The sequence below is a fragment of the Pseudomonas syringae group sp. 247E2 genome (genome assembly GCF_032587795.1).
Taxonomy (GTDB): Bacteria; Pseudomonadota; Gammaproteobacteria; order Pseudomonadales; family Pseudomonadaceae; genus Aquipseudomonas; species Aquipseudomonas amygdali.
Genome location: NZ_JAWHPK010000008.1, coordinates 1 through 13,558, shown reverse-complemented (window position 1 = coordinate 13,558; position 13,558 = coordinate 1). Strand labels below are relative to the sequence as shown.

The following is a 13,558-nucleotide window of genomic DNA, read 5'->3' as shown; positions in this document are numbered from 1 at the left end:
GGACGAACACGCAAAATAATTTGATATTCGAGACGATACTCTCATGAGAATCTTGCGACCCACAACCAATTAAATAGTGGGATTCTTATGACTGTCGATAACGGTCACCGTTGGAAAGTGCTTGGCGTCGGCGTGGCCGCCAATGCGAGCTTTTCAAGCGTCGTAGGGGGGCTGCCCGCGACGGCGGTCTATATGCGTGCCACCTACCAGTTGGATAACAGCGAGCTGGGGCTTGTACTCGGCGTTTTAGGATTGGGTATCGCCATCAGCGAGATCCCGTGGGGTCTGCTGACTGACCGCTGGGGAGACCGTCCCGTACTGCTGACTGGCCTGCTCAGTTCGGGGATTGCATTGCTGATATTGGCCATGCTGGCCTCTTACGCACCGACGGTCGTATTGCTGGCGTTGGGCCTGTTCGTAGTGGGCCTGCTTGGCAGCAGCGTCAACGGAGCCAGTGGGCGAGCGATCATGGCCTGGTTCAAAGAGGGTGAACGGGGGTTGGCCATGAGCATTCGCCAGACGGCCGTTCCGGGCGGTTACGCCTTGGGGGCCATCGTGCTGCCCTATCTCGCTTATACCTACGGGTTTGTAGAGGTCTTTACTGCATCAGCCTTGTTCTGCCTGATAGCGGCGTTGTTCGCCGGGTTCTGGCTCTATGAACCCGACTTCTCCAGCAGCGCTGCAAAAAAACAGAGCATGGAGACAAGTGCGAGCCCGTTAAAGGATCTGAGGGTCTGGCGCATCGTATTAGCCATCGGTCTGTTATGCGCGCCTCAATTCGCGATCCTCACCTATGCGGCGGTGTTCTTCCATGATTTCAGCAAGATGGACATCACGCTGATTTCAACCACGTTGGCGATTATCCAGGTCGGCGCGATTGTCAGCAGAATATGGAGCGGACGCTGGACCGACAAAAACAAAAACCGACGTGCCTACCTCAAGACGTGTGCCTGGTTAAGCACCCTGACTTTTTTGGCGCTGGGCACCGTGGTGTCGGCAGCGGGGTTCTATGGCTTGAGTGAAACTGCGCTGGCCAGCGGTCTGATTATCGGCGTCATGATCATTGCTGGAATCAGCGTGTCCGCCTGGCACGGTGTCGCCTATACCGAACTTGCCACACTGGCGGGTGCGAGTCGGGCGGGTACAGCCTTGGCCATGGGCAATACCTGCGTGTTTGTGGTGCTGTTCGCAACGCCCATCGCTGCATCCTCTCTCATGACTCACTTTTCCTGGGGAGTGGTGTGGCTGGCAGCAGCCTTCTGCGCGCTGTTGACGGTGCCGTTGTTCCCGCGCGTTGAAAAAAGCTATGCACTGGCACCCCGTTCAACCTGAGACCGATTCCCCTGCTGACCGCTGTTGTAAACCGTGTTGCCAACTAGTTTGAGCAGCACGCCCTCGCACTGACGATAGACGCCACCGGCCTGACGCTTTCTTAATTGAACTGAACTCTTTCCATGGAGGAGAGGCATGATCCCGCTATTTACTTTTGAGCCTGAAGAGAAAGCACACCTGCTGAATCTTCTGGAACCGCTAGATTTATCCCCCTATAAAAGCTACACAGGTTTCTCGGAAGGAATACGGCGCTTGCACTCCGATGTGCCCGCTCGTTTCCTGAGTGCCTGTCAGATTATCCGCAGCGAAAGAGCGAATCATCAGCAAAAGATTCACGTTATTCGCAACTGCCCTATGGACAGGTTGATTCCCGAGCTTGATCCGGAGGATCCGGTAAAGGATAAACACGTCAAGAAAACACAGTTTGTCAGTGAGGCCTTTCTTGAACTGTTTGCGCAACTTACCGGCACACCGTTACTGTCTTATGAGACCAGAAATGAAGGTGATTTCTTCACCGATGTTATTGCCATCAAGAAGTACAGCGGGCAATTGACCGGCTTCAGTGACAGTGAACTGGTGTTCCACAATGATCGTACCGCGCATAAAGTCAGGGCCGACTACATCACGTTGCTGGGTATGCGTTGCCCGGAAGATGACCTGATCTATACCGGTTATATCGATGGTGTCGACATCGTCAGAAACCTGGAGCCCCGGCACATTGCCTGCTTGCGTGAGCCGCATTTCTATACCGTGTTCGATATCTTTTCCCGTGACATGAACAAGCAACTCAGCACCTCTGAAAAACATGCCATTCTGAGCAACGACCATTCCATCCGCTTTCTCGACACCATGACCTGCGTTGCCGAACAAGCCCCTGTCGAAGCACGCGATGCCTTCATCGCATTCAAAAGTGCAATGACACGTTCGCACTGCAAGCGCCACCGCATACTGACTGGCGTCATTTTATGGATCTGCCCCTTTTTGACTTCGAGGCTCGCACCCTCCTGTGGACAAGGCTTTGCACAGACCGCACGCGAACTGCTGCGCCCATTCAGGCTGAAGGCGGTGCCAGTTCGATGGTTCGGCAGTAATCCATAAACAGGCGAGTGGCGCGGGTTGGCTGGTTGTTGCGCAGGTAGGCCATGACCAGCGTGGAGGCGGGCATGTCGTCTTCGATATCGAGCTGCACCAGCAGCTCGCCGTCGTAGGTCATGTTGGTTCTGGGGCGCGTGACCAGCACCGAAAACCCCAGGCCCTGGCCGACCATACAGCGCACCATTTCGATTGATGGTGAACTGTACGCGACCACCGGCGCGTAGCCCTTTTCCGTGAAGATATCGATGAAGTAGGTCCTGCTGGGCACGGCGTCGAGCAGGATCATCGGTTCGTGGCTCAGCTCCAGCAAGGTCACGGTTTTTTTCTTCGCCAGAGGGTGGGCTGCTGGCAGCAGCGCATAGGGCTTGTGCGGTGCATTCAATTCCTCCTTGTTGATCGTGGTTCCCAGTTCCAGGTCGTACAGAAACGCCAGATCGAAGCGCCCACGGTGCAGCCCGTGCATCAGTTCATGTTGCTCGCCGTCATAGAGCTGAATAGTGACGTCCGGGTATAAACGCTTGAAACCGGCCACCAGTCTGGGCATGTAAAGCGGGGCGGCCGATTCAAAACAGCCAATGGCGATAGTGCCGGAGACGTGTTTGTTTTCGGCCCGGGAGTTTTGTTCAAGCTCTTCGGAAAGTCGCAGCAACTCTTTGGCTTTCTCATACACTTTCCCGCCACCGGAAGTTAGCGAAACACCTTGAGCGTGGTGACGCACAAACAGCGGCTGATTGAAGGCTTCTTCGAGGTTCTTGATGGCGACGGAGATGGAAGGCTGTGAAATATGCAACTGCCGTGAGGCTTCGGCAATGCTGTCCACTTCGACGGCTGTCACGAAATACTTGAGCTGTTTCAATGTGAAGTGAGCCACGTGATACCTCGTGATGAGCAAATGCTGAACGGCTGCATTTGAATAGCTTTTACCTATGCTTAGCGAGGAGCGTGCCAGCCGCCCGCGCCTTGGCGGATTCACCGGGCGCGCTGCTGGCCATGGTCACTCAGTAACACCCGCAAATAATAGACGCTTGCCAGAAAAGCCCGAAAACCCGGGCTGCGCACCTATTGCGAGCGCTTATCGCTGCCGCTTTATTCAATCGCCCTAAAAGTGTGCAATCAATCCGCTGTGACACTAAAGCACAACTAACCCGTTTTAACGCGGCGCGGCCCTGAAGATGAATACCGGCGTCTCTGCTTAGGATTTTCCTATGCTGCGGGCCAAAACTTACTATTTGTCTGGCAGACCTGGCATCAATCATGATGGTTTCAGAAGGGCAAACGGACAGCGTCCCGTTTCAACTTCAACAGGACGTCGCCCATCACTATTCAATTTGCCGAGCGAGCCGACAATGACGTTTGATTGGAAATACATGTTTGGCCTGTTCAGCGATACGGAATTCTGGATGGCCACCTGGACGGTCATTCAACTCAGTGTACTGACCTGGGTTATCAGTATTGTTCTGGGTTTTGTTCTGGCGCTGGCCAAACAATCATCGTTGCCGCTGATCAACTTGCCGGCCAAAGCCTATATCTGGTTATTTCGCAGTTTGCCGTTACTGGTACTGCTGATCTTTGTCTACAACTTGCCGCAAGCAGTGCCCGCCACTTCTGCGGTACTGGCCAATCCGTTCTGGGCCGGCCTGATTGCCATGGTGATGTGCGAAACAGCCTACGTTGCGGAGATTCATCGCGGCGGCCTGCTGTCTATCGCCAAGGGCCAGACCGAAGCTGCCCGGGCATTGGGCCTGCGTTTCGTCGGTACGCAATGGCGGATCGTGATCCCGCAGGCGCTGCGTGTGGCGCTGCCGTCGCTGACCAACGAATACATCTCCATCGTCAAACTCAGTTCACTGGTTTCAGTGATCTCGCTGACCGAGATCCTGATGGTCGGTCAGCGCCTGTATTCGCAGAACTTTCTGGTGATGGAAACCATGGCGGCCGTGGCGTTCTATTACGTGCTGATCGTGACCGTATTCGACTTCCTGCTCAAACGCCTGGAGCGCTATCTGGATGTCACGCAGCACAAGGTCACTCGGACACCGGACGCCGAAATGCTCGAGCTGGCCAGGCGCAAATCGGCGGTTGTCGCTCGTCCTGTCATCGATTTCGAAGGGCCGGCACTGCAAGCGACACGACTGCACAAGGCGTACAACGACATCGAAGTGCTTGGTGCGGTCAGCCTGCAGATCAATTCCGGCGAGGTGGTGTCGGTGATCGGCCCATCAGGCTCGGGCAAAACCACGCTGATCCGGCTGCTCAATGGCCTTGAGCAGATCGACAACGGCGACATCAAGATCAACGGCCAGCCATTCATTCACCTGGTTCGCCAGGGCGCGCAAAAGCCGCGTTACGTGGAGAACGCCGCCTACCGCCTGAACATCGGCATGGTGTTTCAGAGCTTCAACCTGTTTCCGCACCTGACGGTGTTGAACAACCTGCTGCTGGCCCCGCGTTATCACCGCTTGGCGCCGGTACCCGAGCTCAAGCAGCAGGCCTACGAATTGCTGAACAAGGTCGGGATGCTGGAGCACGCCTGGAAATACCCGCATCAGTTGTCGGGTGGCCAGCAGCAACGTGTCGCCATCGCTCGCGCCCTGATGATGCGCCCGCAAATCATGCTGTTCGACGAACCCACCTCGGCGCTGGACCCGGAGAAGGTCAACGAGGTGTTGCAGGTCATTGAAACCCTGGCCCAGGAAGGCATCACGATGGTCATCGTGACCCATGAAATGAACTTCGCCTTCAAGGTCTCTGACCGCATCGTCTTTATGGAGAAGGGACGCGTGATCTGCGATGACAAACCCCAGGCGCTACGCGACGGCCAGCACCCGCGCGTTGAAGCCTTTCTTAAAGATGTCTCACTGGCCTGAGGCCTTGTTGAAGAGGAGAGGAACATGATCGAGCAATGGCAGATTGACCAGTTTCACGAGCAGGGTTTTCTGGTAGTGGAGGGCGTGCTGGCAGCCGATGAAGTGGCAGCGCTTCAACAGGACTTCGACCAGTGGGTCGACGACAGCCGCAGTCAGAATCAGGCGTGGGGGCAGACTCAGGACGGGCGTCCGCGCTTCGACATCGAAAGCGATCATCGGCCTGATCACCCGTCGCTGCGCCGCGTGGCTTCGCCCACGGAGATCTCGCCGGCCTACCAGCACGCAGCGTTCCAGTCCCGGATGGCAGCCATCGCGGCGCAGCTGATCGGCGGCAATGGCACCCGTTTTCATCACAGCAAGATCAACTCCAAGCTGCCGCACACCGCGACTCAGGTGAAGTGGCATCAGGACTTCCTCTTCACACCTCACAGCAACGATGACCTGGTTACCGCGTTGCTGATGATCAGCGATGTGACCCCTGAAAACGGCCCGCTGAACGTGGCGCCGGGCAGCCATAAGCAGGCGCTTTGGTCGCATTGGCAGAACGAGCGTTTCACCGGTGCCGTGGAAGATGCGGTGGTTGAACAGCATTGCCAGCAACCGGTCGCCTGCTATGGCCCGTCGGGCTCGGTGTGCTTCATGCACACACGCCTGCTGCATGCTTCAAGTCCCAATGAAACCGAGTTCCCGCGCACGCTGTTCATCAGCGTCTATGCGGCTGAAGACGCATTGCCGTTCGGTGAGAACCCTTTGCCCAGCGAGCATGCCGGGTTGATGGTCGCAGGCCAGGAGAGCGGTCTGGTACGTAGCACCGAGAACCATATCCGCCTGCCGCAGAAACCCAAGGGTGCTTCATTTTTTGTGCAGCAAGCCGGAAAAGACGCCGCCGTTGCCTGATCTCCATGACCCCACGAGGAATACCTATGAAGCTGTCAGCTCTGATTGTTCGTCCCGTAGCCCTGGCTTTGCTGGGCGCGGTGGTTGCCATGTCCTCGTCTGCCGCTTCGGCTTTCCAGCAGCCTGGCAAGATCATCGCCGGCTCGGACATGACGTTCTTCCCCTATGAATACATGGACAAAAACCGTCCAGCCGGTTTCGACATCGAGTTTCTCGACGGCCTGGCAAAGGTCATGGGGCTCAAGGCCGAGAACATCGACACGCGCTTTCCCAATCTGATCGGCGGGCTGCAGGGCGGACGTTTCGACATCACCAACTCGTCGATGTACATCACCGCCGACCGCCTGAAAGTCATCGACATGATTCCTTACCTGAAAAGCGGTGAGGCGATTCTGTCGGTCAAGGGCAGCGACTATCAGCCCAAGACGCCAGAGGACTTCTGTGGCCACAAGATCGGCTCCATGGCGGCCACTTCCTGGCTGCAACAACTGCAGAAACTCTCGACCGACTACTGCGTGAAAAACGGTCTGCAACCGATTGCCATCAGCGAGTACGGTACCGACCCACAGACCACCCAGGCCATGCTGGCCCATGCCGTCGAAGCGCAGATCACTGACGCAGCAGTCGCACGCGGCGTGGTCGAAAAGTTGGGTAACCGGGTGGTGATTTCTTCTGAAACGCTGATTTACCCGGTGCTCAACGGCTTTGGCGTGAAGAAGGGCAACGATGTGGTCCGCAAGGCCCTGGAAGACGGTCTTGAGAAGTACAGCAAGACCCCGGAATACGCCGCGTTGCTGGAGAAATACAAGTTCCAGGCACCGACAGCCGATGACATCGCCGCCCTGATGCCCAAGCCCTGACAACCAAAGGACGTGCCTGGCAGGTTCGGCAGGCACGCTCGATCGGAGAGCAATTAGCATGGCCCTTAATTTCGAAGAGCAGACGCGCATAGACCTGGCCGCGACGTTCCGCATCATCGCCCATCTGGGTATGCATGAAGCGGTCGCCAACCACTTCAGCGCGGCTATTTCGGCGGATGGCAAACAGTTTTTACTCAACCCGAAGTGGAAACACTTCTCGCGCGTGCGCGCCAGCGATCTGTTGCTGCTCGACGCCGATGATGCCGACGCGGCGCATCGCCCTGATGTCGATGCGACGGCCTGGTCGATTCACGGCCAGGTCCACCAGCGTCTTCCCGATGCGCGTGTGGTGCTGCACTTGCACCCGGTCTACACCACAGCCGTGGCGTGCCTGGCCAAGCCGCATATTCCGCCCATCGATCAGAACACCGCGCGCTACTTCAAACGCATCGCGGTAGACGAGCTTTACGGCGGCATGGCCGACACGACCGCCGAGGGCGCTCGACTGGCCGGTTTGCTGGAGGACAAGAGCCGTTTGCTGATGGGCAACCACGGCGTGATCGTCACCGCGCCCACCGTTGGCGAAGCCTTCGATGACATCTGGACCCTGGAGCGCGCCTGCCAGATTCTGGTGACGGCCTGGTCCACCGGCCAGCCGCTCAAGGTGCTGGCGGACGATGTTGCCGAGAAGACCGCTCGTGACTGGCAGAAGATTACGGATTTCTCTCATCAGCACTTCGAGGAAATGAAACTGCTGATGATTCAGGCTGACCCCTCTTTGGTCGACTGATCGCCCCTGCTACTGACTGGATGCGCGTCTGCGGATGGCGTAGGGCTTTTTGCGCCCGCGCATCGACGTTTCAACACTTTTCATTACGTCCAACAGGTCGTAAGCCACCTGTCGAGGGATGCCGAGATGACAGAAAAAATCATAGAAATCGATACGCTCGTCGTAGGTGCAGGACAGGCCGGAGTGGCCACCAGCGAACACCTGAGCCGTCTTGGCATCGAGCACCTGGTGCTTGAAAAACACCGCGTTGCCGAGGCGTGGCGCAGTGGCCGCTGGGACTCGCTGGTAGCCAACGGTCCGGCCTGGCATGACCGGTTTCCCGGCCTTGAATTCGCCATGGATCAGGACGGGTTCGCGGGCAAGGAGCAAGTGGCCGAGTACTTCGAGCGCTATGCCCGCAAATTCAATGCGCCGATCAAGACCGGCGTCGAGGTCAAGCGCGTTACCCGCAATACCGGGCGTGCAGGCTTTACCGTCGAAACCAGTGCCGGCACCTATGTGGTCAATCATCTGGTCTCGGCGACAGGGCCGTTCCAGAAGCCGGTCATCCCGCCGATTGCGCCAGTTAATGAGGCACTTCATCAGATCCACTCGGCGCACTATTTCAATCCGCAACAACTGCCCGAGGGCGGCGTACTGGTGGTCGGCGCTGGTTCCTCGGGTGTGCAAATCGCCGAGGAGCTGCTGCTCTCGGGTCGCAAAGTGTACTTGTCGGTCGGCCCTCACGACCGTCCGCCGCGCGCCTATCGCGGCCGGGATTTCTGCTGGTGGATGGGTGTGCTGGGGTTGTGGGACAGCGAAACCATGCAGCCCGGCAAGGAGCACGTGACCATCGCGGTCAGTGGTGCAAGGGGCGGCTACACGGTCGACTTTCGCCGGCTGGCCCAGGCCGGAATGAACCTCGTGGGCCTGACCGAAAGCTTCGTCGGCAACAAGGTGCGCTTCCAGAACGATCTGGTGAGCAACCTCGACAGTGGCGACGCGAATTACCTGTCGCTGCTCGATGCCGCTGATGCCTACGCCGCACGCAACGGCCTGGACCTGCCGCTGGAGCCGTCGGCCCGTGAACGCGTGGCGGATGCGCCGTGCATCATCCATCCGCTCAGCGAGCTGGACCTGATCGAGTCAGGCGTCACGTCGATCATCTGGGCCACCGGCTACGCCCTGGATTACAGCTGGCTGCAGGTCGATGCCTTCGACAGCAAAGGCAAACCTTGTCACCAGCGTGGCGTGTCCTGCGAGCAAGGCCTGTACTTCGTTGGCCTGCCATGGCTGTCACGCCGCGGCTCCGCGTTTATCTGGGGCGTATGGCACGACGCCAGACACGTCGCCGATCAGATCGCCACGCAGCACAAATACCGTTCCTATGACGCCGGCAAACGTGCGGCTCCCGTCGTGCCGTTGCGCAACGTCAACGGTTGATCATCGCGCTCAATGCCCCTAGGAGTTACCCATGACTACGCCGACTCATACTCGTATCCGCATGTTCAACACCAAGGACACCTACCCCAATCAAAGCCTGAACAACGACCTGTGTCAGGCGGTGCGCGCGGGCAATACCGTGTACGTCAGGGGCCAGGTCGGCACCGATTTCGACGGCAATCTGGTCGGCCTCGGTGACCCTGCTGCACAGGCGCAGCAGGCGATGAAAAACGTCAAACAATTGCTCGAAGAGGCGGGCAGTGACCTGTCGCACATCGTCAAGACCACCACTTACATCACCGACCCGCGCTACCGCGAGCCGGTCTATCACGAAGTGGGCAAGTGGCTGAAAGGCGTGTTCCCGATCTCCACCGGGCTGGTGGTGTCGGCGCTGGGGCAGCCGCAATGGCTGATGGAAATCGACGTGATCGCCGTGATCCCTGAATAAGGACTGTTGCCCATGACTTTTTCCATTGCCGCCCGCTGTGCCAAAACCGGCCAGATGGGCATTGCCATCAGCTCGTCGAGCATTGCCGTAGGCGCGCGTTGCCCCTGGCTGCGTGCGGGTGTCGGCGCGGTGTCGTCGCAGAACATCACACTGCCGGCCCTGGGACCGCAAACGCTGGACCTGATGGCGCAGGGCATGTCTGCCTCTCAAGCGCTGGACCAGGTCATGAACGCCAGCCCGTTCAGCGAGTATCGGCAGATCACGGCGATTGATCATCAGGGGCGAGTCGCGCATTTCAGCGGCAGCGAAACACTGGGCATCAACAACGCGGGCAGCGGCGATCAGTGCGTGGTGGCTGGCAACATGCTGGCCAGCCAGGCCGTCATCGACGCGATGATTCAATCCTTCGAGCAGGCAACCGGGCACCTGGCAGAGCGTTTGTTACAGGCGATGCAGGCCGGTCTGGCAGCAGGCGGCGAAGCAGGGCCGGTCCATTCGGCGGCGCTGAAAGTCGTGGGCGAGCAGTCCTGGCCCATCGTCGATCTGCGCGTCGACTGGGCCGAGCACGACCCGCTAGGCGAGCTGAAAAGTCTTTGGCAGGCCTACCAGCCGCAAATGCAGGATTACCTCGACCGCGCCCTGAACCCGGCTGGCGCACCAGGCTACGGCGTGCCGGGAGACGAGCGATGAGCTCCAGCCGCGAGCTGTTGGCGCGGCTGGTGGCCTTCGACACCACCAGTCGCGAATCGAATCTGGCCCTGATCGACTTCGTGGGTGATTACCTCGAACGCTTCGGCGTCTCCTGCGAGTTGATCTACAACGCGCAGAAAACCAAGGCCAATCTGTTCGCCACCATCGGCCCGGCTGACGTGCCAGGCATCGTGTTGTCCGGCCACACTGACGTAGTGCCGGTTGACGGCCAACCATGGACGTTTCCGCCGTTCGAACTGAGCGAAGCGGATGGCAAACTCTACGGCCGTGGCACTGCGGACATGAAAGGCTACATTGCCTGCGTGCTGGCGCTGGTTCCGGCGCTGACCCAGGCATCTCTGCACATGCCGGTGCATATCGCGCTGTCCTACGACGAGGAAGTGGGTTGCCTGGGCGTACGCTCGTTACTGGCATCGCTGCGGTCGCGGCCGGTGAAGCCGATGCTATGCGTGATTGGCGAACCCACGGAGCTGAAGCCGGTACTCGGCCACAAAGGCAAGGTCGCGATGCGCTGCGATGTACAGGGTGCCGCCTGCCACTCGGCCCACGCGCCCAGCGGCGTTAACGCCATTGAATATGCGGCGCAGTTGATCGGCGAACTGGTTCGCCTGGGCGAGGCGTTACGGGTGGCTGATGCCCTTGACGAGCGCTTTGATCCGCCGTTTTCGACCATTCAGACCGGCGTGATCAGCGGCGGCACGGCGTTGAACATCGTGCCCGAACAGTGCCGTTTCGATTTCGAAGTGCGTGCGCTCCCCACCCTGGACCCGCAGCAGATCGTCACTGCCATGCACGCCTACGCCGCGCAAAAACTGTTGCTGGCCATGCAGGCGGTCAGTGCCCGGAGCGAGATTCGCTTCACTGAATTGTCGAGCTATCCGGGACTGGATATTCCCCTGCACAGCCAGGCTGCGGAATTGATTGCCGGTTTTTGCGGCTCCCGGGCGTTCGGCACGGTTGCCTTCGGAACCGAAGGCGGGTTGTTCGACCAGTCAGGCATTCCGGCAGTGGTCTGCGGGCCGGGCAGCATGGAGCAGGGGCACAAGCCGGACGAATTCATCAGCGTCGAGCAACTTGACGCCTGTGACGAGATGCTCAAACGTGTACTGGCGTTCGCGTCGCAGCCATGAATCGCCCCTGATTTCAGTGATACAGTTGCGCGCCGAAATACGCTAACGACTCGGCGCGCCAGTCATGGACTGGCCACTCTTCCCGGCTATTCGAACGTTCTATGGATGGAAGCATGACTGACAAACTTCCCCTTACTCGCTGGTCCCTGGCCGCAACTCTATTGCTGTGTGTTGGCACGTCGGTTTTCGCTCAGGACTCGGCACTGCATTCCGGCAAATACGAGCAGTTGATGCTGGCCGTAACGCCCGAGCATCAGGTCGAGGGTTATTACTTGGAGACGCGCGGCGAGGCATTCAGCTGTGCGTTCTATCTGCAAGGCAAGGTCGAGGCCGGGAAGGGCGCAGCGGTGTCGTCCTGGCTTGATGACGTCTACCCAGGAACACTGAAGGCCTCGGCTGATGGCGTGGTTCTAACGATAGAGCAAGGCCGGCAGCACCCTGGCTGCATGAACGTGTTGGTACCGGACATCGCCACCGGCATGGATCTGACCCGGACCGCCAGCAAACAGTGGGTAGGTCTGGTGACCGTCACCGCGGACAAGGCCTGGCTGCAGAAAACGCCGAATGCCAAAGCCACCCGAGGCGCCTATATCGTCAAGGATGACGTTGTCGGGGTTTTGGCATTCAAGGATGGCGCGGCTCAGGTCGAGTTCATCAATGCGGATGATCGTTCGTTCATCGGGTGGATCAGTCAGGAGCAGTATGCGCGTTTGGCCGCGCCCGGACGCTGATTGCAGACAGCACCAGACACGTTGGCGAACCTGGCCCACTCCCGGTTAAGAGGGTTGCAAAAGCGGCTACCACTTCCAGGCTTTTTCGGTGAATTCCGCAGTTGGGGGCAGTACGGTGTGTAGAAACGCGAGGTATTTGTTGAACAGCAGCTCATGCTGGAATCGGGCCTCAAAGCCCAGTGTGACATCCGTGCGGTGCGTGACGATCATCAGGCGTTTACGGTCGACGGTCACAAAGTTGTATTCATCCCAGGGCAGGCTTTGTTCATGGTGAATGGGGTTTTCCCAGCTCAGCAGCTTGAGGGCTGCGACACATGCGATGGCTGCCGGGCCGATCAGGAAGAGCAGTGAGCCGGTGAGTGCGGCTATGAAGACGAACATCAGGATGACGGCTATGGCAATGCCCTTGAAGAAGGACGAGGCGAAGTCGGGGTAATGGAGGTAGTACTCCAGGTGGGCGCAGTGGGTTTTTATGGTGTAGTTGTAGATGGTTTTTTGACGGATGAGTAGGCATATGAAGTAAGCCAGAACCCCTCCAAGGGCAAGTATCAAGCCCACCAGTAGAGGTGGATTTTTTAAAAATACTTTCCAGCCACCTCAAATAAAAAGTGAACTCCCGGTCAGATGAATTGCGGCAAATATGGACTGCGCTATCATGATTTCTTTAGGTGATTTAGCAAACGTTTTTATTTTCCAGTTTAGAATGTCTCGGGCTTTTAGCAGGCATGGGGAGGGCTTCTGTTGAGTCACAAAGGAGTACTCTCTGCGATTTCCAAATTCAGGGTGCCAATTCTGCTTGATGCTTTTACTTCAAGCGGCACAGCAGCCAAACCATCAATAGCGGTATCGCCCCTTGTGCCAAGCTCCATCTGAAACAGATAGCCTCGGTCCTCCTCGCCAGGATGTATCAGATCACTCGGGTACCAGATTTGTAGCTCGAGATACGCTGCGTCCTTGTCGAGCGGCACCCAGGTTTCCCAGATGAGGTCTTCGTTTTCGGGCGGCATCAACGGGTAGGTGAAGTCTTCACTCGCCTTGCCAGCAGGCTTGTTGGTTAGCGTTCCGAAATGTTTGGCCTTCCTGAATTGTCCCCTTTCCAGAAAGTCTTCATGTACTGGACGATCGATTTTATCTACCGGCAGCCCACCACGATCGTTTGTTGCTGATGACGTTGAAATGCACAGATTGCCCGCGCAGAGTGGCATCAACCCTGATGCCAGTTAGTGGCTTTTTCGATGTATTGAGCGTTCGCTGGAAGTGCCTTGCGCAGGAACG

General features: G+C 58.0%; 12 protein-coding genes and 2 pseudogenes. 11 read left to right on the top strand and 3 right to left on the bottom strand.

All coding sequences use genetic code 11. The annotated features are described in order from the left end of the window. Positions 1-87 precede the first annotated feature (87 nt). Positions 88-1,332, top strand: a complete 1,245-nt coding sequence (locus tag RYC18_RS07375) for an MFS transporter (protein ID WP_046835107.1) — start codon at positions 88-90, stop codon at positions 1,330-1,332. 135 nt (positions 1,333-1,467) lie between these two features. Next, positions 1,468-2,430 carry a taurine catabolism dioxygenase TauD gene (locus RYC18_RS07370; RefSeq protein WP_225231557.1) on the top strand — a complete coding sequence of 321 codons (963 nt, stop codon included), beginning with the start codon at positions 1,468-1,470 and terminating at the stop codon, positions 2,428-2,430. Here the strand turns inward: RYC18_RS07370 and RYC18_RS07365 are convergent. Further along, entirely contained in the window at positions 2,384-3,298 is a 915-nt protein-coding gene (locus RYC18_RS07365) for a LysR family transcriptional regulator (protein WP_057405247.1), read from the bottom strand. The genes RYC18_RS07370 and RYC18_RS07365 overlap by 47 nt on opposite strands. 475 nt (positions 3,299-3,773) lie before the next feature. Between RYC18_RS07365 and RYC18_RS07360 the strand changes: the two genes are divergently transcribed. The 9 genes from RYC18_RS07360 (at position 3,774) to RYC18_RS07320 (ending at position 12,283) form a co-directional block, all read left to right on the top strand. After that, a complete protein-coding gene (locus tag RYC18_RS07360) occupies positions 3,774-5,294 on the top strand; it encodes an amino acid ABC transporter permease/ATP-binding protein (RefSeq protein ID WP_046835109.1) in 1,521 nt (506 codons plus the stop codon). A gap of 24 nt (positions 5,295-5,318) precedes the next feature. Next, a complete protein-coding gene (locus tag RYC18_RS07355) occupies positions 5,319-6,191 on the top strand; it encodes a phytanoyl-CoA dioxygenase family protein (RefSeq protein ID WP_044295729.1) in 873 nt (290 codons plus the stop codon). Positions 6,192-6,217: 26 nt separating this feature from the next. After that, positions 6,218-7,051: a transporter substrate-binding domain-containing protein gene (locus RYC18_RS07350; RefSeq protein WP_057401489.1), complete on the top strand. Its 834-nt coding sequence runs from the start codon at positions 6,218-6,220 to the stop codon at positions 7,049-7,051. A gap of 58 nt (positions 7,052-7,109) precedes the next feature. Beyond that, on the top strand, positions 7,110-7,841 hold the full coding sequence (locus tag RYC18_RS07345) for a class II aldolase and adducin N-terminal domain-containing protein (protein WP_316884734.1): 732 nt from the start codon (positions 7,110-7,112) through the stop codon (positions 7,839-7,841). A 126-nt stretch (positions 7,842-7,967) separates the two neighbouring features. Then, the gene (locus RYC18_RS07340) at positions 7,968-9,263 is read left to right on the top strand and encodes an NAD(P)/FAD-dependent oxidoreductase (protein WP_316884732.1); all 1,296 of its coding nucleotides are present in this window, start codon (positions 7,968-7,970) and stop codon (positions 9,261-9,263) included. A 31-nt stretch (positions 9,264-9,294) separates the two neighbouring features. Continuing rightward, positions 9,295-9,711 (top strand): RidA family protein, encoded by a 417-nt coding sequence (locus tag RYC18_RS07335; RefSeq protein ID WP_003408344.1) that lies wholly within the window; start codon positions 9,295-9,297, stop codon positions 9,709-9,711. A gap of 12 nt (positions 9,712-9,723) precedes the next feature. Further along, the gene (locus RYC18_RS07330) at positions 9,724-10,401 is read left to right on the top strand and encodes a DUF1028 domain-containing protein (protein WP_316884729.1); all 678 of its coding nucleotides are present in this window, start codon (positions 9,724-9,726) and stop codon (positions 10,399-10,401) included. Further along, positions 10,398-11,552 (top strand): acetylornithine deacetylase, encoded by a 1,155-nt coding sequence (gene argE / locus RYC18_RS07325; protein WP_316884727.1) that lies wholly within the window; start codon positions 10,398-10,400, stop codon positions 11,550-11,552. The genes RYC18_RS07330 and argE overlap by 4 nt, the downstream gene beginning before the upstream one ends. 113 nt (positions 11,553-11,665) lie before the next feature. Beyond that, a complete protein-coding gene (locus RYC18_RS07320) occupies positions 11,666-12,283 on the top strand; it encodes a hypothetical protein (protein WP_316884725.1) in 618 nt (205 codons plus the stop codon). Positions 12,284-12,349: 66 nt separating this feature from the next. Here RYC18_RS07320 and RYC18_RS07315 read toward each other — a convergent pair. Both RYC18_RS07315 and RYC18_RS07310 read right to left on the bottom strand, forming a co-directional pair. Next, positions 12,350-13,033, bottom strand: a pseudogene (locus tag RYC18_RS07315) (permease). Continuing rightward, positions 13,030-13,486 (bottom strand): annotated as a pseudogene (locus RYC18_RS07310) (hypothetical protein); the annotation flags it as partial. The pseudogenes RYC18_RS07310 and RYC18_RS07315, both read right to left, overlap by 4 nt. Positions 13,487-13,558 lie beyond the last annotated feature (72 nt).

Coding starts and splice junctions, on each gene's coding strand:
- RYC18_RS07360 (WP_046835109.1), top strand. CDS start 3,774: ATGACGTTTGATTGGAAATACATGTTTGGCCTGTTCAGCGATACGGAA.
- RYC18_RS07355 (WP_044295729.1), top strand. CDS start 5,319: ATGATCGAGCAATGGCAGATTGACCAGTTTCACGAGCAGGGTTTTCTG.
- RYC18_RS07370 (WP_225231557.1), top strand. CDS start 1,468: ATGATCCCGCTATTTACTTTTGAGCCTGAAGAGAAAGCACACCTGCTG.
- RYC18_RS07330 (WP_316884729.1), top strand. CDS start 9,724: ATGACTTTTTCCATTGCCGCCCGCTGTGCCAAAACCGGCCAGATGGGC.
- RYC18_RS07335 (WP_003408344.1), top strand. CDS start 9,295: ATGACTACGCCGACTCATACTCGTATCCGCATGTTCAACACCAAGGAC.
- RYC18_RS07340 (WP_316884732.1), top strand. CDS start 7,968: ATGACAGAAAAAATCATAGAAATCGATACGCTCGTCGTAGGTGCAGGA.
- argE (WP_316884727.1), top strand. CDS start 10,398: ATGAGCTCCAGCCGCGAGCTGTTGGCGCGGCTGGTGGCCTTCGACACC.
- RYC18_RS07350 (WP_057401489.1), top strand. CDS start 6,218: ATGAAGCTGTCAGCTCTGATTGTTCGTCCCGTAGCCCTGGCTTTGCTG.
- RYC18_RS07375 (WP_046835107.1), top strand. CDS start 88: ATGACTGTCGATAACGGTCACCGTTGGAAAGTGCTTGGCGTCGGCGTG.
- RYC18_RS07345 (WP_316884734.1), top strand. CDS start 7,110: ATGGCCCTTAATTTCGAAGAGCAGACGCGCATAGACCTGGCCGCGACG.
- RYC18_RS07320 (WP_316884725.1), top strand. CDS start 11,666: ATGACTGACAAACTTCCCCTTACTCGCTGGTCCCTGGCCGCAACTCTA.